Raw genomic sequence first — 24,354 nt, forward strand, 5'->3', positions numbered from 1 at the left:
CCGTCATCCCCAGCCAGCGGGGGGAATCTTCGCATCTTTCATCCGGACGCCGGAGCCATGATCGGCAAGACGATCAAGCATTACAAGATCCTCGAGAAGATCGGCGCCGGAGGCATGGGCGAGGTCTATGCGGCGGAGGATCTCAAGCTGCACCGACGCGTGGCCCTGAAGATCCTCCCCTCCGGCGTGACCGGCGATCCGGCCCGCCGGGCCCGCTTCGCGCTGGAAGCCACGGCGGTCGCCGCCCTGAACCATCCCAACATCGTGACGGTCCATTCGGTCGAGGAAGCGGACGGCATCCACTTCATCACCATGGAGCTGGTGGAGGGGAAGACCCTCTCGGAGATTCTTCCGAAGAACGGCCTTCCCCTGCGACGCTTCTTCGACCTGGCGATCCCTCTCGCCGATGCGGTCGCGGCGGCGCACCGGACCGGCATCGTCCATCGCGACCTGAAGCCCGACAACATCCTGGTGGGCTCCGACGGCCGGCTCAAGGTCCTCGATTTCGGCCTGGCGAAGCTGGAGGAGGCGCCCCGGAAAGGCGCAGAAGCCAGCGCGCTGCCGACGCGGCACCTGACGGAGCAGGGGCAGATCCTGGGGACGGTGGCTTACATGTCGCCCGAGCAGGTCGAAGGAAAGCCGGTCGATTTCCGGACCGATCTCTTCTCGCTCGGCATCGTGCTGTACGAGATGGCCACGGGACGCCGGCCTTTCCAGGGGGACACGCAGGCTTCGATGATCTCGTCGATCCTGCGCGATTCTCCCTCCTCGGCGACCGACCTGAACCCTCAGCTGCCACGGCACTTGAGCCGGATCATTCGCCATTGTCTTGCGAAGGATCCCGAGGAACGCGCGCAGAGCGCGCAGGATGTTCGCAACCAGCTGGCGGATCTGCGCCGCGAGGTGGACTCAGGCGTCATCGAGGCGACCTCCACACCGTCCGCGGCCGTACCTTCGCGGACCCTCTCCTGGATCGCGGGCGGCCTCGTCGTGGCCGTGGCCGCCGTGGCGGCCGCCGGTTTCTTCGTGCTCTCCCGCTCCCGCGGGTCCGGGCCGGCCGCCCGCTCCGCCGCCGGACTGCAGGGAACGCAGATGAAGGTCACCGATCAGGCGGGCGAAGAGGTGACGCCCAGCCTGTCGCCCGACGGGAAAATGGTGGCCTACGCGGGGAGAGCCTCCGGGAACTGGGACATCTACGTGCAGAGGGTCGGCGGCAGCAACGCCTCGAACCTGACGGCGGACTCGCCCGACGACGACATCGAGCCGGCCTTCTCTCCGGATGGAGAGCGGATCGCGTTTCGCTCGAAGCGGGACGGCGGTGGGATTTTCGTCATGGGCGCGACGGGCGAGTCGGTCCTGCGACTCAGTGATTTCGGCTTTCGGCCCGCCTGGTCTCCCGATGGCGAGAGAATCGCCGTGCAGACGGCCGACTTCACGAATCCCACCGGCCGCCCGGCGCTCAGCGAGCTGTGGGTCATCGAGGTGAAGACGGGAAAGAAGCAGCGGATCTTCGAGGGGGATGCCGTGCAGCCGGCCTGGTCTCCGGACGGAAGCCGCATCGCTTACTGGGCGATTCCGCTCGGCGGCGGGCAGCGCGACCTGTGGACGATTGCCGCCGCGGGAGGAACGCCCGTCCCCGTCCTGCAGGACCCGCCTCTGGACTGGGCGCCGGCCTGGTCGCCGGACGGGAAATTCCTCTTTTTCTCGAGTGAGCGCGGTGGGATTATGAATCTATGGCGAATCTCGATCGACCAGGCCACCGGGAAGAGTCTCGGCCCGCCGGAAGAGGTGACACGAGGCGCCTCCACTTCGATTCATTCGCCGGCCGTTTCCCACGACGGGCGCCGCATCTCCTATGTCGCTTCGGTAGAATTCTCCGCCTTACGGCGCGTGTCGCTGGACCTGGCCAGGGGGAAGGCGACCCTGGATCCCAAGCCGCTCCTCAGGGGATCGAGCGCCATGATCTGGCCTTCCGTCTCCCCCGACGGCAGGTCGCTGGTTTACACCACGCGATCGGCGGGAAGCCGGGTCGGCGTGGTACGCGAAGAGATCGTCGTCATGGACCTGGCCAGCGGCTCGCGGCGCAGCATCGCCGCTTCCGACTCGCGCAACCGGATCGCCCATTGGTCGTCCCAGGAGGATCGTATCGCTTTCGCCTCGGACCGGGGCGGCGATTACGAGATCTACACGGTCCGCTCCGACGGCAGCGATCTGCAGCCTCTGGACGACGCGATCCGCAACACGATTTACCCACTCTGGTCACCCGGGGGAGACCGCCTGCTGATCACCCACATGACGCACGTTCTGACGCAATCCATGGTGCCCTGGCCAAGAGGCAACGCCCCGGTGGAGGAAATTCCGCCGCTCAGCTCCACCGCCGGCGTCGTTCCGCACGATTGGTCGCCTGACGGATCGACGATTGCGGGCACCCTCAACCGCCAGGGAGCCGAGCAAGGCGGAATCGTCCTCTATCACGTCGCGTCGAAGACTTATGAGCAGCTCACACCGCGCGGTGAGAGTCCTTTCTGGCTTCCCGATGGACGGCTTCTCTACTCAGTCGATGGCGTCCGGTCCCTGTTCGTCTTCGACCCGAAGACACGCAAGGAGCGGGAGCTCCCTATCGACCTGCCGGGCGGGTTCGACTCCTTCAACGTAGCCATGTCGCGCGACGGCAAGAGCGTCTATCTGGTCGAGGTGGATTCCGAAGCGGACATCTGGCTCATGGACGTCCAGTAAGCGGCAAGTTTCCATCTGTCCCACTGGAGGCTACCGAGCCGCCCGGATCGCAAGGCGCGCCGCAGTGCCTCGTACCAAAGTGGTGCGTAGCGAGGCGCAACGCAGCGAGGCGGGATGGACGGTGGCCGAACCTACATCATGTTCAGCTGGAGCTTGGCGGCCTCGGACATCATGGCGGGGGTCCAGGGAGGCTCCCAGACGACGTCGACCTTCGCGTCGGTGACGCCCGGGACGTTGCGGATCTTGGCTTCGACTTCGGGGGGCAGGGAACCCGCCACGGGGCACATCGGCGAGGTGAGGGTCATCGTGACGCGCACCGCGCCGGCCGGAGCGACATCTACCTTGTAGATCAATCCCAGCTCGTAGATGTTCACCGGAATCTCGGGGTCGTAGCAGGTCCGCAGCACGTCGACGACCTGCTTCTCGAGATCGTCGCCTCCGCCGGCGGCGGCGACCGGTGTTCCCGCACCGGCGGCGGTTTCGGGGACCGCTGACGGCTCTGGCTGCTCCGGAGACTTCGCCGGCCCCAGCGTCTCGTCCTTCAGATTCTCATCGCTCATGACTGCGCTCCATTGCTATTCCGTCGAGACCCTGTCGCCTTCACCGGCGAGCGCGGCCTTCAGGGCGTGCCAGGCCAGCGTCGCGCACTTCACCCGGATCGGGAACTCGCGGACACCTGAGAAAACCTCCAGCTTCCCGAGGTCCGATCCGTTTGCCGATGCCTTCGGCGCTCCGGTGAGCAGCTCGTGGAACCGGTCGAACAGGGCGAGCGCCTCCCCGACCGTCTTTCCTTTTACTTTCTCGGTCATCATCGAGGCGGAAGCGGTGGCGATGGCGCAGCCCGAGCCTTCGAAAGCGGCATCTTTCACCATGTCGTTCTCGACGCTCAGATAGAGCGTCACCCGGTCGCCGCACAGCGGGTTGAATCCCTCGACCCGGCGCGCCGCCGGCAGGGAATGGAAGTTCCTCGGGCTCTTGCTGTGATCCAGGATCATTTCCTGGTACAGGTCCCGCAGGTCCCCCATCAGGCGAAGACCTCGCGGACTCGCGAGAGACCCTCGACCAGAGTGTCGACCTCGCCCGCCGTGTTGTAGAGCGCGAACGAGGCGCGCGCCGTCGCGGGGATGCCGAAGCGCTCCATCAGCGGCTGGGTGCAATGGTGCCCCGCCCGGACGGCGATCCCCTGCTGGTCGAGCACCGTCCCCAGATCGTGGGGGTGGATTCCCTCCATCACGAAGCTCAGGATGCCGGCTTTGCACTGAGCGGTCCCCACGATGCGCAGGCCGGGAATGCCGGCCACGGCGCGGGTGGCGCGGGCCAGCAGATCGTCCTCGTGCGCCGCCACCGCGGCGACGGAGAGCTCCTCGAGGTAGTCCACCGCCGCGGCCAGGCCGATGACGCCGGCGACATGCGGCGTGCCCGCCTCGAACTTGTTGGGGATCTTGTTGTACAGCGTCTTCTCGAAGGTCACGGAGCTGATCATGTCGCCGCCACCCATGTAGGGAGGCATCGCCTCGAGGTGCTCCGCCTTGCCGTAGAGCACGCCGATGCCCGTCGGCCCGTAGAGCTTGTGGCCGGAAAAGGCGTAGAAATCGCAATCCAGGTCGCGCACGTCCAACGGAATCCGTGCGGCCGCCTGCGCGCCATCCAGCATCACCGGGACGCCGCGCCGGTGGGCCATGCCGATCATTTCCTTCACCGGGTTGATCGTTCCCAGCGCGTTGGACAGGTGCACCGCCGAGACGAGCCGGGTCTTCGGGCCCAGGAGCCGCTCGTATTCCTCCAGGATCAGCTCGCCGCGATCGTTCACCGGCACCACCCGCAGCTTTGCCTTCTTCGCCTCGCACACCATCTGCCAGGGAACGATGTTGGAGTGGTGCTCCATGCCGGTCAGGAGAATCTCGTCGCCTTCGTTGAGCCGCGGTCCGGCGAAAGAGTGCGCCACGAGATTGATCGCCTCGGTGGTCCCGCGCACGAACAGGACCTCGCGCGCCGCGCCGGCGTTGAGAAAGCCGCGGATCTTCTCGCGCGCCGCCTCATAGGAAGCAGTGGCGCGCTGGCTCAGCTCGTGCACGCCGCGATGGATGTTGGCGTTGTCGCCCGTGTAGAAATCGTCGAGGGCCTTCAGGACCTGTTCGGGCTTGTGCGTGGTCGCGGCGTTGTCGAGATAGACGAGCGGGTGGCCGTGGACCGTCTGGTGCAGGATGGGAAAATCGCGTCGGACCGCCTCGACGTCATAAGGCCGGGCGACGGCGCCCGCTGCCGCGGACAGGGGATCGGCCCCGCGCGCCCCGCTCACGGCTTCTCCTTGTGCCCGGCGCGCATCGGCAGCCGGGTCATCAGCAGGCACTCCAGCCCGGTGCGCACCGGCTTCACCGGGATCCTCTCCAGGAGATCGGTGGCAAAGGCGTGGATCAGGAGGCTCCGGGCATCGCCTTCCTCCAGGCCGCGGCTGCGCAGGTAGAACAGCGCGTCCTCGTCCAGCTGGCCGATGGTCGCACCGTGGGTGCACTTCACGTCATCGGCATAGATTTCCAGCTGCGGCTTGGTGTCGACCAGCGCCTCCTCCGACAGCAGCAGGTTCTTGTTGGTCTGCTTGGAGTCGGTCTTCTGCGCGTCCTCGCGCACCCGGATCTTCCCGTTGAAGACACCGTGCGAGCGTCCCGCCAGGACTCCCTTGTAGAGCTCGCGGCTGGAGCAGTGCGGCTTGGCGTGATCGATGAAGGTGTGGTTGTCGACGTGCTGGTCGCCGTGCGCCAGATAGAGACCGTTGAGCACGCACTCGACGCCCTCGGCGTCGAGGACCATGTTGAGGTCGTTGCGTGCCAGCGCGGCCCCCAGCGACACGGCGTGCGACGAGAAGCGGGCGCCGCGCCCCAGGTGCGCCTGCAGCGTCGCCACATGGTACGCCGGCTCGCTCTCGCGCTGCAGCTTGCAGTGATCCAGCACCGTCCCCTCCCCCGCCACCACCTCGGTCACCGCGTTGGTGAAATAGGCTTGCGGGTGCAGGCTGATGTAGCTCTCGACCACCGCCGCCTGGCTCCCCTCCTCCGCCACGATCAGATTGCGCGGATGGGACACCATCGGCTGGCCGTTCGGGATGGCCACGAAGATCAGATGGATCGGCTCCTGCAGGACCTTGCGGCGCGGCAGGTGGACGAAGGCGCCGTCATGGATGAAAGCGGTGTTCAGCGCCACGAAAGGGTTGTCCTGGGGCAGGGCGTGCCGGCCCAGGTGGCCCAGCACTTTCCCGGGCGCCTCGCCGAGGGCCTCGGCCAGGCCGCCGGCGCGGACGCCGTCGGGCAGCGGGCGGCGCCGCGAAAGCGCCGGCGCGAAGTGCCCGTTGACGAACACCAGGTGGGTGCACTCCATCTCCCCGAAGGTGAGCTGCTGGAGCTGTCCCACGGTGAGCCCTTCCACCTTGGAGGCCTCGCCCGTCTCGAAGGGCGTCTTCGCGATGGGAGCGACGCTGGTGTACTTCCAGTCCTCGTCGTCGAGGGTCGGGAATCCCTTCGCCGCGAAAGAGTCCAGACCCGCCTGGCGCAGGGTGCCGAGCCAGCCGGGGTCCTTGCTTCCGTTCCCGGCTTTGGAAAACTGCTCCGCGTAATGCTGTCGCACGTCGAATGAAGGGTTCGGCTTGGGCATGATTCGCTAGGCCGCGACGCCTCAGGCGTGGGCCACTTTCTCCTCGATCCAGGAATAGCCGCGGTCTTCCAGCTCCAGCGCCAGCTCCTTGCCGCCCGACTTCACGATCCGCCCTTCGAACAGGACGTGCACGCGGTCCGGCACGATGTAGTTCAGCAGCCGCTGGTAGTGGGTGACCACGATGATGGCGCGGTCCTTGCCGCGCAGCTTGTTGACGCCGTTGGCGACGATCTTCAGGGCGTCGATGTCGAGCCCCGAATCGGTTTCATCCAGGATCGCCAGCTTCGGCTGGAGCACCGCCATCTGGAAGATCTCGTTACGCTTCTTCTCGCCGCCCGAGAAGCCCTCGTTCACCGAGCGGTTCATCAGGCTCTCGTCCATCTCTACCAGGCGGGCCTTCTCCTTCACCAGCGACAGGAAGTCCATGGCGTCCAGCTCCTCCAGTCCCTGGTGCTTGCGTGCCGAGTTCAGTCCGGCGCGCAGCAGATAGGTGGTGCTGACGCCGGGGATTTCCACCGGGTACTGGAACGCCAGGAAGACCCCCTCCTGGGCGCGTTCCTCCGGCGCCATCTCCAGGAGGTCCTTCCCCAGATAAGTCACCTCGCCGCCCGTGACCTCGTAGGTGTCCCGGCCGGCGAGGACCTGGGCCAGGGTCGATTTCCCCGAGCCGTTCGGCCCCATGATCGCATGCACTTCGCCCGCCTTGACCGTCAGGTTGATCCCCTTGAGGATCTCCCGGTCGGCGGCCTTGGCTCTCAGGTTCTTGATCTCAAGCACGGTGCTCTCCGTTGTGGGGAAATGCTCGTTAGCCGACGCTGCCCTCGAGGCTCACGCCCAGCAGCTTCTGGGCCTCGACGGCGAATTCCATGGGCAGCTCGCGGAACACCTCCTTGCAGAAGCCGTTGACGATCATGTTCACGGCGTCCTCGAGCAGGATGCCGCGCTGCCGGCAGTAGAAGATCTGGTCCTCGCCGATTTTCGAGGTGGACGCCTCGTGCTCCAGGCGCGAGGTGCTGTTCTTGACCTCGATGTACGGGAAGGTGTGCGCCCCGCACTTGTCGCCGATCAGCAGCGAGTCGCACTGCGAGTAGTTGCGGGCGTTGGCCGCCCCCTTGAGGATCTTCACCAGGCCGCGGTAGGTGTTCTGCCCGTACCCGGCCGAGATCCCCTTGGTCACGATGGTGCTGCGGGTGTTCTTTCCGATGTGGATCATCTTCGTCCCGGTGTCCGCCTGCTGGCGGTTGTTGGTGACGGCCACCGAGTAGAACTCCCCGACCGAGTTGTCGCCTTGCAGGATGCAGCTCGGGTACTTCCAGGTGATGGCGGAGCCGGTCTCCACCTGGGTCCAGGAGATCTTCGAGGCGACCCCCTGGCACTTGCCCCGCTTGGTGACGAAGTTGTAAATCCCGCCTTTGCCTTCCTTGTCACCCGGATACCAGTTCTGCACCGTCGAATACTTGATGCTGGCGTTGTCCAGCGCCACCAGCTCCACCACCGCGGCGTGCAGCTGGTTGGTGTCGCGGATGGGTGCGGTGCACCCTTCCAGGTAGCTGACCTGCGCTCCCGCATCGGCCACGATCAAGGTCCGCTCGAACTGCCCGGTGTTGGCCGCATTGATGCGGAAGTAGGTGGACAGCTCCATGGGGCAGCGCACGCCCTTCGGGATGTAGACGAAGGAACCGTCGCTGAAGACGGCAGAGTTGAGGGTGGCGAAGAAGTTGTCGCTGTAAGGGACGACGGAGCCGAGGTACTGGCGCACCAGGTCCGGATGGTCCCGTACCGCCTCGGAGAAGGAGCAGAAGATGATCCCGAGCTCCTTCAGCTTCGCCTTGAACGTCGTCGCCACGGAAACGCTGTCGAACACCGCGTCCACCGCCACGCCCGCGAGCATCTTCTGCTCCGACAGCGGGATTCCCAGCTTGGCGTAAGTCTTGAGCAGCTCCGGGTCCACCTCATCGAGGCTCTTCGGCGCCGCGCTCGTCTTGGGCGCCGAATAATAGATGATTGCCTGATAGTCGATGGGGGGGTAGTGGACGTTGTGCCAGGTGGGCTCCTTCATCGTCAGCCAATGCCGGTAGGCCTTGAGCCGCCATTCCAACATGAACTCCGGCTCGCCTTTTTTCGCGGAGATCGTGCGGATGACGTCTTCGCTCAATCCACGCGGAATCGTCTCCGCTTCGATGTCGGTGACGAAGCCGTACTTGTATTCCTGCTCGGTCAGCTCCTGGATGGTCTTGGTCGAGGTGCTCATAGAACCCTTGCCTCCTTCCGCAAGGCGATCCCATTCGCGGGGACGGGACTCGAGGGGAACGGCCGGGCCATCTCGGAGAGCTTGACGCTCTCCAGCGCCTGGCGGATGGCTTCGTTGATCCGCTGCCAGTTTCCATGGACGGGACAGCAGGTTTCCTGCACGCAGCTCCCCGGAGCGCTCTGAGCGCACTGGGTCAGTGCCACCGGCCCTTCGGTGGCCGCGATGATGTCGGCCATCGATATCTCCTCTGCCGGCCTTGCCAGGCTATAGCCGCCCTTGACCCCGCGGTGCGAGACCAGCAAGTGCTTCTTGGTCAGCGCCTTGAGAATCTTGTTCACGGTCGGCAGCGGGAGCCGCGATGCCGTAGCGATGTCCCGGGCGTTGTGCATGCTCTTTTCGGTGTCTCGGGCGAAGTAGGTGAGGAGGACGATCCCGTAGTCGGTCAATCGAGTCATTCGGATCAAATCTGGTGCTCCCAACGAATCAGGACTGAAAAAGTACTGTTTTGCAAAGAAATAGTACCTTTCTGGTCTTCAATTGTCAACGCTCGACTCTTATTGATTGTAAGGCGATGTCGGCGCGCCGACTGATCACCCATGGGTTGCGTCGCCGAAGTCGCGTCAAAGCCGAATGTAACGCGACTTCGGGTACGCCGATACCCTTAACGCGCGGGCTCCTTGGGAGCGGTGGGATCCAGTGAGCGGAGGTAGTCGTAGGTATAGATTCCGCTGCCGTGAAGGTCGGACCAGCTTAACTGAATGCCGTAACGTCCCACGCGTCGGATGTCCAGCGGCCGCACGCTCATCAGGACCCGGTTCGGATCGGCGCGGCGCTCTCCGGTCCACTCGTCGATACACAGCGCGCAAGGACAGGCCTGGCGGAGAGCGCGGAAAGGCAGACGGCTGACGTGGCCGTCGGCCCAGCGAATCTCCACCTTGCCATCCTCGGTTTTGATCTCCTCGGGACGATGGCGGACCGAGCCGGTCAGCGAGTGGACGCGCTCGATCTCCGTCCTCAACTTCTCGGCAATCTGCAGGAAGGCCCGGGCTCCGGGCGTCTCGGCTCCGGCGCTCTCCAGGGCCACGAGCGGACGCCCCGTGTCGCCCGCCTCGGCGATCGCCGGATCGAGCGGCACCTCGCCCAGGAAAGGAACTCCCAGCTCTTCCGCGGCTTTCCTGCCGCCTCCGTGCCGGAACACCTCCGTCGCCTTGCCGCAATGCGGGCAGACGAAGGAGCTCATGTTCTCGATAATCCCCAGGATCGGCACCTGCACCTGCTCGAACATCCGGAGCCCGCGCAGGGTGATTCCCACCGCAACCTCCTGCGGGGTCGTCACGATTGCCGCGCCGACCAGCGGCGCCGACTGCGTGAGGGTCAGCTGCACGTCTCCCGTCCCGGGGGGAAGGTCGATCAGGAGGTAATCCAGGGCGCCCCAGGCCACCTGCGCGAGAAACTGCTGGACCATCTTGGTGGCCATGGGACCCCGCCAGATCACCGGCGTGTCGCGCCCCGTGAACAGCCCCATGGAGATGAACTGGATGCCGCGGCGCTCCACCGGCTCGAGGATTCCGGGCTGATTAGAAGGCTCCGCCCCCTTCCCCTCTCCGAGCATCGTCGGGATGGAGGGACCGTAGATATCGGCGTCCATCAGCCCGACTCGCGCGCCGCCCCGCGCCAGCGCCAGCGCCAGGTGGGTCGCCACGGTCGACTTTCCGACTCCTCCCTTGCCGCTCGCGATGGCAATCGCGTTCTTGACCTGCCCCATGCCTGGTTCGGGCATCTCGCCTCCGTCTTATGTCTTCAGAAACCGGCGCGCCTGCGCCGTGCTTCCGTCCTTGTGAGAGATTTTCGTGTCAGTTAAGCAGCGGCGTGATGAACTGTCAAACCAGGGCCTGGAACGGAAAGGCCCCCCGCGGCGCCGGACGGGGGTGCGCTGCGGGGGGCTTAAACCCCGGGAGCCGGCATGAGGGTCGTCTCGCCGGCGCTCGAGGAAGGATTAAGGACGAGGCGCGATGCTCAGCGCCCTCTACCGTGGCTTTTTCCCACGGGTGTCGACGGCTCTACCTTTTCGACTTCGAAGGGGCGGCCCTTCCGGTCCGCCACCACGGTGACCACCGACTCGCCGCGCCCCTGGCCGCGAGCCATCTGATAGGGCGTCATGCGGGCCCAGCGCGATCCGAGACGAACCTGGACGAGGCCGCGCACGTCGGAGTCGCTCAGAGCGGTGGTCGAAGGGTGCTTCTTCCAGTATCCCCAGGCCCGCCCGTAAGGCGGTCCGGGGTCCCGATCGATCCCGGCGAACAGGACATCGGTCGGGACGTTGTGCCGCTTCAGGATCGAGGACCAGCTCAGCCCCAGGGCGCGCTGGTTCACGATGGCTTCCAGTGGCCGGCCCGATTCGCGCGACACGAACAAAATGACGGGCAGATCGGACTCGACGTGCTTGATCTTCGGGAGAAGCGGCTCGAGCGCCGCCCGGTCGTATCCGTAGTCGCCGACCGCCAGGTTGAGGAACATCTCATGGTCGTTCTTCACGGCGTCCCGGTTGAACAGATACTCGTAGCTCTCCGCGAAGACCGCTTCCGTGCCGGCCGCGAAAGTCAGGACCAGCATCATCGTGGAAAAGCTCTTCGCATCCGGTCTCATGAGAGCTCCCTTCAAGGCTTCGGCCTCAGCCTCGCACCTGGATCTCGCTGACGACTTCCTTCACACCGGCGGTCTTCGCCGCGGTCTGCTTCGCCAGCTCGGCTTCCTTCTTCGTCGCCACGGTGCCGGTCAAGGTGACCGTGCCCCACCGGGTGGTGACGTTGATGTCGGACGCCTTGACGCCTTTCTCGAAAGCCAGGGCAGTCTTCACCGAAGCCGTGGTGGTGGCATCCTTCACCGCCTGTCCAAAGGTGCGATCCGGGTCCTGATCGTTCTCCGCACGCTCGACCTCTTCACCGATCTGGAGGCGATTCTCGACCGAGCGGGTCCCGGCCACGTTCTTGGCGATCTCCTCGGCCAGCTCCTTCTCGATGTCCGACCTCACGGTCCCGGACAACGTCACGGTGCCGTCGTGGGTATCGACATCGATCTTGTGGGCGGCCAGGTGCTCGTTGAAGATGTAGGCGGTCTTGATGCGGGTGCTGATGCCCGCGTCGCTCAGCTTCTGGCTGAAGTCGGTGCTCTCGTGCTCTCTCTTCTCGTCGGGGCCGTTGGTGGTCGTCGTGGACCCCGTGCTGCAGCTGACCAGAAGAGGTATGGCGAGGAGCATGGCGACAGCCGACTTTGTGAGTGCGTGCATGGTGCGCTCCTTCGTTTCCTGAAATGCCGATGCAATGCGGAGCGCGCCCTCCTGTGGCAAGCGCGATGCCAGCGCCGAATTTCCCGTTTTAGAGAGCCTTTTTCCGGGTTTTTGCTGCTCGCAGATAGGGTGATTTCCGGAGATTTACGTAGGAATTCCGCGCGCTGGCTTGTCATCCGCGCAGGACGAACGTCGCGCGCCGCGTGCGGCAAGCCGCCTCACGACGCCGGCGCGACGTTCCAATTACCAGGGTTTGAAGAGGAACAGGACGGCGAGGAGGATGCAGGCGAAGCCGGCGAGGTCGTTCCACTTGAGAGGCTGGCCGAGATAGGTCACCGAGAAAACGCTGAACACCAGGAGCGTGATGGCCTCCTGGATCGTCTTGAGCTGCGCCGCCGAGAAGCTGCTGTATCCGATCCGGTTCGCGGGGACCTGGAAGCAGTACTCGAAGAAGGCGATGCCCCAGCTCGCCAGGATGACCTGCCACAACGGCAGGGAGCGGAAGCGCAGGTGGCCGTACCAGGCGAAGGTCATGAAAATATTCGACACCAGGAGCAGGGCGATCGTCAGCATCGTGCGTCGACTCCATCCGGGAAGAAAGCTCATGGGAGGTTCAGGCAGAGGCTGCGGGCAGTCAGCTCGCGATGGTCCATTCCCGACGCCTCGTCGAGCCTGCGAATCAGGTCGGGAAGCACGGCGGGGAAGCGCCAGCTGTCTTCCCGGCCGCCGACTCCCTGGAACGTCGCGGCCCAATGGTCCCACCAGGAGAAGCCGCGCCGGGCGATCGGCTCGACGACCAGGACCCGGGCGCCGCGGCGCGAGGCTTCGATCATCTTCTCGAGCAGTGATTCTCTTACGCCGGCATCGAGCTCATTGATGGCGAAGGCCGCCAGCACGGCATCCTCGCGGCCTCCGAGCTGCGCCGCCGCAAAGTCTCCGCGGCGGAGAATTCCGCGCACGCGCAACCGGGAGAAGCACCAGCGCGCTTCGGTGATCGCCCAGGCGCTGCGCTCCCACCCTGTGACCGCAGGACGCGGATCGCATTCCAGGGCCCAGGCCGCTCCCGCAACCCCGGTCCCGCAGCCGAGGTCGATGATGCGCTTCGGAGGCGCACTCTCCCCTGCGAGCGCGCGCACCACTCCGCGCACCGTGAGAAAGTGCAGCGGTCCATAGAACAGTGCAAAGGCGGCGCGCTTGCCGGCTCCCTCCAACGCGGCTCCCTCGCCCAGCCTGCCTCGGCGCTCGACATAAAGAGAAGAGAGGGCCGCCAGGGCCCGGCGCAGCTCGCCGAAAGTGAGGTCGGCAAGCTGGCGGCGCTCCAGATCGATGACCCAGGCTTCGAAGGGATCCGGGGAGGGGGTCGGCACGGCAGCTTCAGGACCGCCGGTAGGTTCCCATCAGCGTCGCCTCGGCGCGGATGTGTCCGGCCATGGCTTGCTCCAGCGCCTCGCGGGCCGATCCTGCCGGCAGGTCCAGCTCGCAATCCAGGGCGTAGAGACGGAAGAAGTAACGATGCGTTCCGGACGGCGGGCAGGGACCGCCGTAGCCGAGACGCCGGGAATCGTTGGAACCCTGGCGCATGCCGTCGGGGAGCTCGGGAAGACGCCGGATCCCTTCGGCCAGCCGGCGCGCGCCGGCCGGGATGTTCCAGGCCAGCCAATGGACCCAGGTACCCGCGGGAGCATCAGGGTCGTCGCAGACGAGCGCGAAGGCAGCCGTGTCCTCCGGAGGATCGGACCAGATCAAGTCGGGGGAAGCGTCGGGGCCGTCGCAGGTGTGGACCGACGGGATCGCACCGCCCGCCTTGAACGCCTTCGACTCCAGCTTCATGTCAGCCCTTCTTTCCGGCGATGACCTTCTTGAGCCGTTCCTCGCGCACGAAGCGCACGCCGGGCGATGCCAGGACCTTGCGAAGCTCGTCCTCGGGAAGGTCCTCCCGCACCACCATCGTCATCGGGTCTCCATGATAGAGCCTCTCGTTGGCCGCGGTCAGCAGCGCGTTCAGCTTCAGGTAGGTCTTGGCCGTCGGATGATCGGCAATGATCGTGAACTGCCCCTTGTGCAGGGTGATCATGCGCACCTCCTTGACGAAGGAGGCCTTCTTGACGAACTTGGTGGCCATCCGCTGCCCGCGGTTGCGGAACCGCCGCCAGAGGAACAATCCCACGATGGCGACCATCAGCAATCCGCCCCAGTTGGCGTCGCCCCCGGAGATCAGGGCGATGAGGATGCCGCCGACGACCGCGCCGCCGATCGCGGCCCAGATCATGCCGCGGGTCGTCATGCCCCCCAGCCAGCTCCTGACCCGGTCGAAAAGCGGCATGCCGCCGGTCACGCCCGATTCCACCTCGCGCTTGACGCGTTTGAGATCCGTCACCGTCTCGCGCAGGTCCTGGTAGCGATCTTCCGGCTTCTTCTGGAGGCAGCGATCGACCACTTTCTGGAGCGTGTAGGGGAGGTTCGCCTTCAGCGTGGTGATGGGCCGCGTCTGTTCGTAGGCGATGGCGTGCAGCGTGTCGAGCATGCTCGCCCCCTTGAAGGGGAGGACGCCGGAGGCCATCTCGTACAGGAGGATGCCGAAGGAGAAGACGTCGGAGCGCCGGTCCGCCGGAAGTCCCCGTGCCTGCTCGGGACTCATGTAATTGACCGTGCCGAGAATCATCCCTGCCTGGGTCCGGGTCACCGTCTCCATCCGGCTGGCTCCCGATTCGGAGGAGGTTCCCTCCGAGTCGAGCAGCTTCGCGAGCCCGAAATCCAGAATCTTCGGGTGTCCGTCGCGCGTCACCATGACGTTGTCCGACTTGATGTCGCGATGGATGATGCCTGCCTCGTGCGCCCGCGCCAGGCCGTCCGCCACCTGGATGCCGACCTCCAGCGCCGATCCCAGGTCGAGCTCCCCGCGCTCCACCAGCTTGCGCACCGTGGAGCCGTCGACGTACTCCATGGTGATGAAGGTGGTATCGTCCGATTCCTCGATGTCGTAGATCTGCGCGATGGCGGGATGGTTGACGGCGGAGGCGGCCCTCGCCTCCTGGATGAAGCGGCGGCGGCGATCGGAGTCCTGCAGCACCTCGGGCTTCAGGACCTTGAGGGCGACGGGGCGGCCGAGCCGCGTGTCGCGTGCCCGATACACGACCCCCATGCCCCCCTTGCCCAGGAGCTCCTCGACCGTGTAATTCTTCAGCGTCTTGCCGATCAACGATCCCGCCCCCGCTTTCCGATCGTCACTACGGGCTGAGCCCCGAAACGGTTCATCATTCTATCGTCATGCCCCATTTCTCCGAAAGCGGAACTCCCTTGTCGCCCTCAGGACACGTCACCATCCCTCCAAGATGCGCTCGGCCGGAGGATTATTGCCGAAAGCATTCATCTTCGAGCATGTCTCGATTCATTGTCCCCGAAGCATCGCTTGCAAAAGCTTGGTGCCTTGGACGATACTCCGACACCAAAATCCAGGACGGGCAGGCAGACCATTCACTGGAGACGGCCGTGAAAGGATTCAAGGAGTTCCTGCTCCAGACCAATGCCCTCGCGCTCGCGATCGGCGTCATCATCGGCGGCGCGGCCGGCAAAGTGGTCACCTCGCTGGTCAATGACATTCTGATGCCCCCCCTCGGGCTCCTCCTGGGCAACGTCGACTTCAGCAACCTGTTCATCAGTCTGGGCGCCACGCATTACGACACTCTGGCCCAGGCGCAGGCCGCCGGCGCCCCGACCTTGCGCTACGGCGTCTTCCTCAACACGGTCATCGACTTCGTCATCGTGGCCTTTTGCATCTACGTCATCAGCAAGGCCCTTCTCAAGCCCGCTCCCGCCGGCCCGGCGATGAAGGAGTGCCCGCAGTGCGGCGAGATGGTGATCGCCAAGGCCAAGAAGTGCAAGTTCTGCACGAGTCCCATCTAGTTCCAGATCACCGGCGGGAGCCCCGGCCCGCGCCCCGAGAGGAGGATATCCGTTGGACCGCTTCCGGACGCTTCGATTCTTCGCCGGTTCCGCCACGGCGCTGCTCCTTTCCTTTGCCTGTCTCTCTGCCGAGGACAAGCCGGCCGAGCCGCCGAAGCTGGGCTGGGGAGACGTGGGGGAGCTCGCGTACGTCGCGACCTCGGGGAACTCCGAGGTCAACACCCTCGGCTTCAAGAACCTGCTGAGCCGCCGCTGGGAGAACGCGCTCCTCGAGATCAACGCGGGCGGCATCCGCTCCCGCTCCACCGTCACCACTCACACCGTCTCCTCGGCCGGCCCTCCGGTGGACATCGCCGAAGACTCCGATTCGAGCCTCACCGCCGAAGCCTACTACGCCAACGGGAAATACAGTCGGGACATCACCAAGACCTTTTTCTGGTACGGCTTCGCCGGCTGGGAGCGCAACCGCTTCTCCGGGATCGAGAACCGGACCACGGTGGCGGGCGGCGTCGGGAACATCTGGAAGGACACCGATCGCGTCAGGTTCCGCACCGATTACGCGCTGAGCTACGTCGATGAGGAGGATGTCGCCGAGCCTCCCGACTTCGACGGGACCTACGTCGCGGCTCGCCTTAGCTCGACCTACCAGCAGAAGTTCGGCGAGGTCACGACCTACGGCAACGACTTCATGATCGAGGACGACCTGAACGACACCACCAACTGGCGGGGCGACATGACCAACTGGGTCGCGGTCGCCATGTCGGCGCGCTTCTCCCTGAAGGCCAGCCTGCGATGGCTGTACGATCACGAGCCGGCGCAGGCGGCGGCCTCCGACCCGCTCGGGCTGCTTCCGCCCGGCGAGGTGGCTTTCTTCGAGCTCGACAAGCTGGACACCATTTTCACCACATCGCTCGTCGTCAAATTCTGAGGGTCCCGGGGCGCATTCAACACTCGAGGAGGATCCTGCCCATGACGAAAAAAGCTTTGCTGCTGATGGCGGCGCTGGCGCTGATCGCCACGCCCGCCGCGGCGGAGCGCGGACAGAAGGGGGACTGGGAGCTGGGAGGGTACGGCGGAATCGGCTTTCCCGATACCTATGAGCCAGACTCCGGCACCGAGCTGAACCCGCAGGACGGCTGGCTGTATGGAGCGCGCTTCGGCTATTTCATCACCAACACCTGGAGCGCCGAAGGATCGATCCAGACGTTCAACACCAAGACCGACTATCCCGCTTCGGCCGGGCTGAGCAACGACGATATCGGCATCGATTCGTACCGGATCAACGCGCTTTACAACTTCCGCCCGGGGCAGGCGTTCCGCTGGTTCCTGACCGGCGGCCTGGGCCGCGAGAAGACGAGCGGCAACGCCCTCTCCAGCAGCGACATGGGGATCAATGCGGGCGGCGGCGCGCGCTGGTATTTCGGCAAATACTTCGGGCTGCGGTTGGACGGCAAGGTCGTCAGAATCAACTACGACGACGTCCCGGCGCAGCACAATCTCGAAGCGACGGTCGGCGTCTTGTGGTCCTTCGGGGGCGAGCCTGCCGGGCCGCCGCCCGATGCCGACGGCGACGGCGTTCCGGACAAGAAGGACAAGTGCCCCAACACGGCGGCCGGCGCCCGCGTCGATGAGAAGGGCTGCCCGATCGACACCGACGGCGACGGCGTTCCCGACGGGATCGACGCTTGTCCAAACTCCCCGAAGGACAGCAAGGTGGATGCGACCGGTTGCCCGCCTGACGCCGACAAGGATGGCGTGACCGACGACAAGGACGCCTGTCCCAACACGCCGCAGGGCACTCCAGTGGACGAGAAGGGCTGCCCGCGCGATTCCGACGGCGACGGCGTCACCGACGACAAGGACCGCTGCCCCAACACGCCGGCCGGGACCGAGGTCGATGCCAACGGCTGTCCGAAGCCGGAGCCGCCTCCGCCGCCTCCTGCCGAGCCTCCTGCGGAGGTCGCCCGCGTCTTCAACGGCGTGCTGGAAGGGGTGAACTTCGCCACCGGCAGCGCCAACCTGACCGCCAATTCCAAGACCATCCTGGACAGCGTCGCCAAGACGCTGCAGGAGTGGCCCGAAGTGAAGGTCGAGATCCAGGGACATACCGACTCGCAGGCCAACGACGACTTCAACATGAAGCTGTCGCAGGCGCGCGCCGAATCGGTGAAGAAGTACCTGGTCTCGAAAGGAGTGGACGCTTCGCGGCTGACGACGCAGGGTTACGGCGAGACGAAACCGATCGCCGACAATGCCACGGCCGAGGGGCGGGCCAAGAACCGCCGCGTGGAGCTGCACCAGATCAAGTAAGCGGGCAAGCGAGGGATCCTGGAGGCGCCCCGGGGGAGACTCCGGGGCGCCTTTTTTTGCTTTGGGTTAAGATTCGTCGCACCGGAGGATAGATGAAAGACTTCGAAGGACTGGGAGTCTTCTACCTGGGCCGCCTCCTGGACTCGGCCGGCGCGCCGACCTCCGAGGCGCTTCTCTACGACTCGCGGGATCTGACCACCCACGCCGTCTGCATCGGCATGACCGGCAGCGGCAAGACCGGATTGTGCCTGTCGCTTCTCGAAGAAGCCGCGCTCGACGGCGTCCCCGCCATCGCCATCGACCCCAAAGGCGACCTGGGCAACCTGCTGCTCGCTTTCCCCGATCTGTCCCCCGCCGATTTCCGCCCCTGGATCGACGAGGGAGAGGCGGCGCGCTCCGGGATTCCACCCGAGGAGCTGGCGAGCAAGACCGCCGAGACCTGGAAGAAGGGGCTCGCCGCGTGGGGCGAGGATGGCGAAAGGATTCGCCGTCTGCGCGAAGCGGCCGATTTCACAATCTATACGCCGGGAAGCACCGCCGGCCTGCCCGTGAGCGTCCTCGACTCCTTCCGCCCCCCTTCCGAATCCGGCGACTCCGACGCGCTCCAGGAGAAGATCACCGCGACCGCCTCGGGGCTCCTGTCGCTCCTGGGATTGGAGGCCGATCCGGTGAAGAGCCGCGAGACGATCCTCCTCTCCACGATCCTGAAGAATTCCTGGAGCCGCGGCGCCAGCCTGGATCTGGCCGGCCTGATCCGGCAGGTCCAGGATCCCCCGTTCGACAGCCTGGGGGTGATGTCGGTCGAGTCGTTCTATCCCGCGAAGGAGCGCCGCGAGCTGTCGCTGGCCCTCAACGGGCTGCTGGCTTCTCCCGGGTTCTCGGCATGGTTGGAGGGCGAGCCGCTGGACGTCGGCCGCCTCCTGCACACCGCCGCCGGAAAGCCGCGCGTCAGCATCTTTTCGATCGCCCATCTCTCGGACGCCGAGCGGATGTTCTTCGTGACGCTGCTGCTGAACGAGGTGATCGCCTGGATGCGCCGGCAGAGCGGGACTTCCAGCTTGCGGGCCATCCTCTATATGGACGAGATCTTCGGCTTCTTCCCGCCGACCGCGAACCCGAGCTCGAAGTTGCCGCTGCTGACGTTGATGAAGCAGGCGCGCGCCTTCGGCCTGGGGGTGGTCCTGGCGACGCAGAACCCAGTGGACCTCGACTACAAGGGGCTGTCCAACGCCGGCACCTGGATCCTGGGGCGCCTGCAGGCGGAGCGCGACAAGGCCCGGGTGCTCGAAGGGCTCGAGGGGGCGTCGGCCGCCGCCGGCGCGGCCTTCGACCGCTCCAGGATGGAGGCTACGCTCGCCGGCCTGAAAAGCCGTATTTTCCTCCTGAACAACGTGCACGACGATCGCCCGGTCCTCTTCGAGAGCCGCTGGTGCATGTCCTACCTGCGCGGCCCGCTCACCCGCGGGCAGATCCAGACGCTGATGGCGCCGCGCAAGACGAAGACAACGGAAGCAGACGAAGTGCCGGGTCCCGGCAAGTCGGCGCCAGCCCAGGAAGCCTCTCCTCCAGGCGGGCCCGCGGCTTTCGCCGAGAGGGCTCTGTTGCCGGCCGGCATCAAAGAAGTCTTCCTCAGACTTCGTGTCCAGGCTTCCCCCGGAACACGGTTGGTGTATCGGCCCGCGCTTCTGGGGTCTGCCCGGCTGCACTTCACACAGGTGAAGCCACGCCTGGATATGTGGCAGGAAGCCTGGCTCCTCGCCGATCTGAAGGGTGGTGCGGAAGACATCTGGAACGAGGCCCGATCCCTCGAAGGCGAGCCCGCTCTCGACGAGTCCCCCGCCGCCGGCGCTTCGTTCGACCCGCTTCCGGAGCCGGCCGGAAAATCCAAGAGCTACCAGGATTGGAAATTGTCACTCGTCGACGCGCTCTACCGGAGGCGGATCCTGACGATCTTCTCGAGCTCCCGGCCGGCGGATGTCTCGCGCTTGGGAGAGACCGAAGGGGATTTCCGCACCCGCCTCGGCATGGCGCTGCGCGAAAAGCGCGATCAGGAAGTGGAGGCGCTGCGTCAGCGGCATGCGGCGAAGCTCGCGGTCCTCCAGGATCGGATCCGCCGCGCCGAGCAGCGCGTCTCCGTCCAGCAATCGCAATACGACGCGCAGAAAGTGCAGACGGCGATCTCCGCCGGCGCGACCATTCTCGGGGCACTGTTCGGCAGGAAGACCTTCAGCGCAGGGGGCCTCGGGAAAGCCACGACGACTGCCCGCGGCGTGGGACGCGCCGCGCGCGAGCGGGAAGACGTCGGCCGGGCCGAGGAGAGCCTGGAGGATCTCCGGCAGCAGCTCGCCGATCTCCAGGCTAAGGTCGAATCGGAAGCCGAGGCTCTGCGGTCGGGATCGGAAGCCGCTTCCCTGCCCCTGGAGAAGGTGGAGCTCCATCCCAGGAAGGGCGACATCCAGCCCCGCGACGTCCTGCTCGTCTGGACCCCCTGGGAAATCGGCCCCACCGGCGAGATGACGCCAAGATTCTGAGCCGGTCTGCCCCGGCATCTCGAACGCTCGAGCCGTCATGTTGATTCGCATCATCCAGGGGATCGATGGGGTGCGCGCCGCCCAGGGTGTTGTGGTGGTGATCGACGTCATGCGCGCCTTCACCACGGCCGCGTACGCGTTCGACGCCGGCCTCGCCGACATCGAGCTGGTATCGACGGCGGAGGAAGCCTTCGCCTCCGATGGCTTCCGCATGGGGGAAATCGGTGGCCGGCTGATCCCGGGCTTCGACCACAACAATTCACCGAGTCGGCTGATCGGACGAAAACTTGCCGGCCGCGGGATCCTGCGAACCGGCTCCGGAACTCAATGCGTGGTCGCCGCGAAGCAGGCCGGCGAAATCTGGCTGGGAAGCCTGGTGGTGGCTTCCGCAACCGCCCGGGCGATCAAGGACCGTGACGCGGTGACCCTCGTGGCCTCGGGCGCGCCCAACGAAGGTGAGGAAGACCTGGCGTGTGCCGAGTGGCTGGCTTCCCTTCTGGATGGAAGGCCCTGTCGCAAGGACGACGTCATCGCCGTCGTGAGAGGGAGTCGCGCCGCGGCGAAGCACCGACCCCGCGAGTCGGACTGGCCCCTGGAGGATCTGGACTGCGCCACGTCGTTCGATGCCTTTGACTTCGCCATGAAAGTCGAGCGGCAAGCCGGCCGGACCATCGCGAAACGCGTGATTCCGCCCTGATGGAGCTGAGGCGCGCGGGGATGAGCTCATGAGATGGATCATCGCGCTCTGGCGGCGGCTGCCCGTGCTCGTGCGAGCGTTCGTCCTGGCTTTCGTAGTCTTGACCATCGGCACGACCGTCACCGCGCTTCCGCTCGTGGGCAATCTCAAGCTGCTCCCGGCGGTTCCCTGGGCCCTGCCCGCCACGATCCTCGTCGTCTGGCTCTTCTGGCGCACCTTCGCGGGAACCGGCTGGCCGGCGAGCATGCAGCCGTTGCGCGACCGCATCACGCGCCGCGGGAAGCTGCCTTCTTCCATGTGGGTCCGGCTTTCCTTGCCGATTCTCCTGTCTCTCCTGACGATGCTCTGTCTCCGATTGCTGCTGCCGAGTCTCTTTCCCATTCAAGCGCCCGAGCTTCCGATCGATGCCGGCGCCTACCCGACCGCCACCTTGCTCGGCCTGGCGCTTTCGCTGGCATTCTCGGCGGGGGTCGTCGAGGAGATCGCCTTTCGCGGTTACCTGCAACAGCCGCTCGAGGAAGCGTATGGAATCGTGCCGGCCCTGCTCCTCACCGGCATGGCCTTCTGGCTTGCCCACGTGCCGAAGGTTGGCCTGGGCCATCTTCCTTTCCATCTTCTGGCCAGCGCGCTCCTCGGTTTTGTCGTCTATCGCACCCGTTCGCTGGCTCCCGCAATCATCGGCCATATGGCGGGTGATGCCCTCTTGTTGCCGGTATACGTCTTTCACAAGCCTGCATCCGCCTGGCATCTCCTCACCCGTCGTCCCGTCTGGGCCGACCCGCTCGCCCCGTCCTTCGGGCAGAAGCTCCAGGCAGTAGCTCAGGCCATCGTGGCCCCGTCCTCCATCGGCGAGCAGGGGACACAACCATTCGCCGTCGTGGCATGGCTGTTCCTGCTGAGCCTCGGGCTCACCCTGATCAGCTTCAAGACGTTGCCTGCGTCGGCGTCGAAGAGGGGTCCATCCTGATGGCGCTGGCAATCATCATCAGCTGGTACGCGGGTATCGGCGCGCCGGCCGCAACAGGCGCGATGCTCCTCACCCACCGATGAAGGCCATGCAAGCCAGCAGGCAGGATTCGAGCATCCACTGGAGGGGTCATCTTTTCCTCTTCGACCGGAAACGCACGCCGACCTACGCTGCCTCGGCGGGCGTTCGCCTGCTTCTGATCTTCGTGCTCCTGGAAGGCATTATTGGCCCCCGCCTTTCGCTTTTCGGCTTCCTCGGCCTTCCGCTTCCCCCCTTTTGGATTCGGATCCCCCTGCTGCTCGCATTCGCCTTGCTGGCGGTCTGCTTCGTCGCAAAGGTGAAGGTTTCCGACCTGGGTCTCATCCGGTGGCGCGAATGGAACGGCACGGAAAAGTCCTACTTCGTCCAGCTGATGATCCTGGCGAACGTCGTCTTCGCGCTGGTGAACGCGGACCGGCTGCGAACGGCTCTCGCCGAGCCCGGGGGGATGCAAAAAGTGTTGACCTTGTTGCTCCCGTATTTGCTCTGGGGGTTCTATCAAGAGCTGATGTACCGGGGAATTCTGCAGACGGAGCTGGTTCGCCGCTGGGGACCGCTGGCCGGGGTCCTCGTCGCGAACACTCTCTTTACCTTCGGACCCCTGCACTTCTACCACTTCACGCGCACATCGGCGGCGCTTCCGATGTTCGCGGGCATTTTTGCGATCGGCCTGTTCTTCGCAGTACTGTTCCAGAGATCGGGCAATCTCTGGATCGTCGCCATCGCCCATGGCATCGGAAATTTCTATATCGAGGGCCTGGGTGGATCCTGAGGGCCAACGCGGAGGCTCTCGTTCGAGGCGGCGGGGTGCTTTCATTGGATCGTAGAGGGACGAGATGAGAATTGCGGTATTTGGGACCGGTGGCGCGGGTGGCCGTTTCGGCGCGCAGCTCGCGCTGGCGGGACACGAGGTCGTCTTCATCGCGCGCGGCGCACATCTCGCGGCGATTCAGGCCGACGGCTTGCGGGTCGAGACGCCTGAAGGCGAGATGCGGGTCCGGCCTGCCGATGCCACCGATACACCTTCCCGGGTCGGCGCCGTCGATCTCGTGATTCTCGGCGTGAAGACCTGGCAGGTCGCCGACGCGGCGCGCTCCATGAAACCTCTCATCGGTCCCGACACCCTCGTAGTACCCCTTCAAAATGGCGTCGAGACTCCCGGCCAGCTGGTCGAGATTCTCGGTCCCGATCCGGTGCTCGGCGGGCTGTGCGCCACCTTCAGCTGGATCGCCGCGCCGGGGGTGATTCGCGGCATCGGGGACACGCACTACATCCGATTCGGCGAGCTGGACGGCCGGACCAGCGGGCGCGTCGAGCGGCTGCGGCAGGCCTTCGTCGAGGCGGGCGTTCAGGCCGACGTGCCCGAGAGCATCCAGGTGGCGCTCTGGAAGAAGTTCCTCACCGTGGTCCCCTTCGGAGGCATCGGAGCCGTCACACGCGCTCCCGCCGGCGTGATTCGCCAGGTCCCGCAGACGCGCGCGATGTACTCCACGGGCACCCGTGAAATCTTCGATGTGGGACGCGCCCGCGCCATCGCGCTGGAGCCGGACCTCCCGGAGAAGACCATGGGCTTCTTCGATGCTCTCGTCCCCTCCGGCACGACCTCCCTCCACCGGGACATTGCCGCCGGGAAACCGTCGGAGCTGGAGGCCTGGGTCGGCGCCGTCGTGCGTCTCGGCCGGGAAGCCAAGGTCCCAACCCCCCTGCACCAGTTCATCTACGACGCGCTCCTTCCGCTGGAGATGCGAGCGCGCCGCCAGATCGACTTCGAGTGACAGCCGGCTCAGATTTTCCCGAGCAGGATGATCTTGCCGGTGGGTTGGGGGGAGCCGCCGGCCGGCTCGGGCGTGACGGCAGCGGCCACGACCGCACCGGCATCCGTCGGCACCGCGACGCTTCCCGCGGCTTCTTCGGATGAAGGATCGAACACGCCGGCGCTGATCTTCGCCTGCGCCGTCACCAGCCACAGCTGATAGGTCTTCCCTTCGC

24 protein-coding genes are annotated in these 24,354 nt (G+C 65.6%); 9 read left to right on the forward strand and 15 right to left on the reverse strand.

Annotation, left to right across the window (positions count from 1 at the left end; translation table 11 throughout):
- Positions 1-57: 57 nt before the first annotated feature.
- Complete coding sequence (locus VFW45_08410; GenBank protein ID HEU5180801.1) at positions 58-2,736, forward strand: protein kinase; 2,679 nt, start codon at positions 58-60, stop codon at positions 2,734-2,736.
- A gap of 131 nt (positions 2,737-2,867) precedes the next feature.
- Here VFW45_08410 and VFW45_08415 read toward each other — a convergent pair whose 3' ends face one another.
- From VFW45_08415 to VFW45_08480, 14 genes are all read right to left on the reverse strand, one after another.
- Entirely contained in the window at positions 2,868-3,296 is a 429-nt protein-coding gene (locus VFW45_08415; GenBank protein ID HEU5180802.1) for an SUF system Fe-S cluster assembly protein, read from the reverse strand.
- Between the two features lie 15 nt (positions 3,297-3,311).
- Positions 3,312-3,761, reverse strand: coding sequence for an SUF system NifU family Fe-S cluster assembly protein (locus VFW45_08420; GenBank protein HEU5180803.1), 450 nt, complete (start codon positions 3,759-3,761; stop codon positions 3,312-3,314).
- Positions 3,761-5,035: a cysteine desulfurase gene (locus VFW45_08425; protein ID HEU5180804.1), complete on the reverse strand. Its 1,275-nt coding sequence runs from the start codon at positions 5,033-5,035 to the stop codon at positions 3,761-3,763. The genes VFW45_08420 and VFW45_08425 overlap by 1 nt, the downstream gene beginning before the upstream one ends.
- Positions 5,032-6,381 (reverse strand): Fe-S cluster assembly protein SufD, encoded by a 1,350-nt coding sequence (gene sufD / locus VFW45_08430; protein HEU5180805.1) that lies wholly within the window; start codon positions 6,379-6,381, stop codon positions 5,032-5,034. Before sufD ends, VFW45_08425 begins: the two co-directional genes overlap by 4 nt.
- Positions 6,382-6,402: 21 nt before the next feature.
- Positions 6,403-7,158, reverse strand: coding sequence for a Fe-S cluster assembly ATPase SufC (sufC, locus tag VFW45_08435; GenBank protein HEU5180806.1), 756 nt, complete (start codon positions 7,156-7,158; stop codon positions 6,403-6,405).
- 28 nt (positions 7,159-7,186) lie between these two features.
- Complete coding sequence (gene sufB / locus VFW45_08440; GenBank protein ID HEU5180807.1) at positions 7,187-8,632, reverse strand: Fe-S cluster assembly protein SufB; 1,446 nt, start codon at positions 8,630-8,632, stop codon at positions 7,187-7,189.
- Positions 8,629-9,087: an SUF system Fe-S cluster assembly regulator gene (locus VFW45_08445; GenBank protein HEU5180808.1), complete on the reverse strand. Its 459-nt coding sequence runs from the start codon at positions 9,085-9,087 to the stop codon at positions 8,629-8,631. Before VFW45_08445 ends, sufB begins: the two co-directional genes overlap by 4 nt.
- Before the next feature lie 206 nt (positions 9,088-9,293).
- The gene (locus tag VFW45_08450) at positions 9,294-10,412 is read right to left on the reverse strand and encodes a P-loop NTPase (GenBank protein ID HEU5180809.1); all 1,119 of its coding nucleotides are present in this window, start codon (positions 10,410-10,412) and stop codon (positions 9,294-9,296) included.
- A 236-nt stretch (positions 10,413-10,648) separates the two neighbouring features.
- Complete coding sequence (locus VFW45_08455) at positions 10,649-11,278, reverse strand: hypothetical protein (protein HEU5180810.1); 630 nt, start codon at positions 11,276-11,278, stop codon at positions 10,649-10,651.
- A gap of 25 nt (positions 11,279-11,303) precedes the next feature.
- Entirely contained in the window at positions 11,304-11,918 is a 615-nt protein-coding gene (locus tag VFW45_08460) for a BON domain-containing protein (GenBank protein HEU5180811.1), read from the reverse strand.
- Between the two features lie 243 nt (positions 11,919-12,161).
- Positions 12,162-12,491, reverse strand: a complete 330-nt coding sequence (locus VFW45_08465; protein ID HEU5180812.1) for a DMT family protein — start codon at positions 12,489-12,491, stop codon at positions 12,162-12,164.
- Positions 12,492-12,520: 29 nt separating this feature from the next.
- Complete coding sequence (locus tag VFW45_08470) at positions 12,521-13,285, reverse strand: class I SAM-dependent methyltransferase (protein HEU5180813.1); 765 nt, start codon at positions 13,283-13,285, stop codon at positions 12,521-12,523.
- A gap of 7 nt (positions 13,286-13,292) precedes the next feature.
- Positions 13,293-13,748, reverse strand: coding sequence for a YbhB/YbcL family Raf kinase inhibitor-like protein (locus VFW45_08475; GenBank protein ID HEU5180814.1), 456 nt, complete (start codon positions 13,746-13,748; stop codon positions 13,293-13,295).
- Position 13,749: 1 nt separating this feature from the next.
- Positions 13,750-15,117, reverse strand: coding sequence for a serine/threonine-protein kinase (locus tag VFW45_08480; GenBank protein ID HEU5180815.1), 1,368 nt, complete (start codon positions 15,115-15,117; stop codon positions 13,750-13,752).
- A 290-nt stretch (positions 15,118-15,407) separates the two neighbouring features.
- Here VFW45_08480 and mscL point away from each other — a divergent pair, with 290 nt between their 5' ends.
- The 8 genes from mscL to VFW45_08520 all read left to right on the forward strand — a co-directional run bounded on the left by mscL (position 15,408) and on the right by VFW45_08520 (position 24,140).
- Positions 15,408-15,821, forward strand: coding sequence for a large conductance mechanosensitive channel protein MscL (gene mscL / locus VFW45_08485; GenBank protein ID HEU5180816.1), 414 nt, complete (start codon positions 15,408-15,410; stop codon positions 15,819-15,821).
- A gap of 52 nt (positions 15,822-15,873) precedes the next feature.
- Positions 15,874-16,749, forward strand: a complete 876-nt coding sequence (locus VFW45_08490) for a DUF481 domain-containing protein (protein HEU5180817.1) — start codon at positions 15,874-15,876, stop codon at positions 16,747-16,749.
- A gap of 41 nt (positions 16,750-16,790) precedes the next feature.
- Positions 16,791-18,131: an OmpA family protein gene (locus tag VFW45_08495; protein HEU5180818.1), complete on the forward strand. Its 1,341-nt coding sequence runs from the start codon at positions 16,791-16,793 to the stop codon at positions 18,129-18,131.
- Positions 18,132-18,223: 92 nt separating this feature from the next.
- Complete coding sequence (locus tag VFW45_08500; protein ID HEU5180819.1) at positions 18,224-20,662, forward strand: DUF87 domain-containing protein; 2,439 nt, start codon at positions 18,224-18,226, stop codon at positions 20,660-20,662.
- Between the two features lie 37 nt (positions 20,663-20,699).
- Complete coding sequence (locus VFW45_08505; protein HEU5180820.1) at positions 20,700-21,359, forward strand: 2-phosphosulfolactate phosphatase; 660 nt, start codon at positions 20,700-20,702, stop codon at positions 21,357-21,359.
- A 28-nt stretch (positions 21,360-21,387) separates the two neighbouring features.
- Positions 21,388-22,326: a type II CAAX endopeptidase family protein gene (locus tag VFW45_08510; GenBank protein HEU5180821.1), complete on the forward strand. Its 939-nt coding sequence runs from the start codon at positions 21,388-21,390 to the stop codon at positions 22,324-22,326.
- An 88-nt stretch (positions 22,327-22,414) separates the two neighbouring features.
- On the forward strand, positions 22,415-23,137 hold the full coding sequence (locus tag VFW45_08515) for a CPBP family intramembrane glutamic endopeptidase (protein HEU5180822.1): 723 nt from the start codon (positions 22,415-22,417) through the stop codon (positions 23,135-23,137).
- 64 nt (positions 23,138-23,201) lie between these two features.
- Positions 23,202-24,140: a 2-dehydropantoate 2-reductase gene (locus VFW45_08520; protein ID HEU5180823.1), complete on the forward strand. Its 939-nt coding sequence runs from the start codon at positions 23,202-23,204 to the stop codon at positions 24,138-24,140.
- An 8-nt stretch (positions 24,141-24,148) separates the two neighbouring features.
- Here the strand turns inward: VFW45_08520 and VFW45_08525 are convergent.
- The coding region (locus VFW45_08525; protein HEU5180824.1) for an anti-sigma factor at positions 24,149-24,354 on the reverse strand (206 nt) is incomplete at its 5' end.

The organism is Candidatus Polarisedimenticolia bacterium (assembly GCA_035764505.1).
GTDB lineage: Bacteria > Acidobacteriota > Polarisedimenticolia > Gp22-AA2 > AA152 > AA152.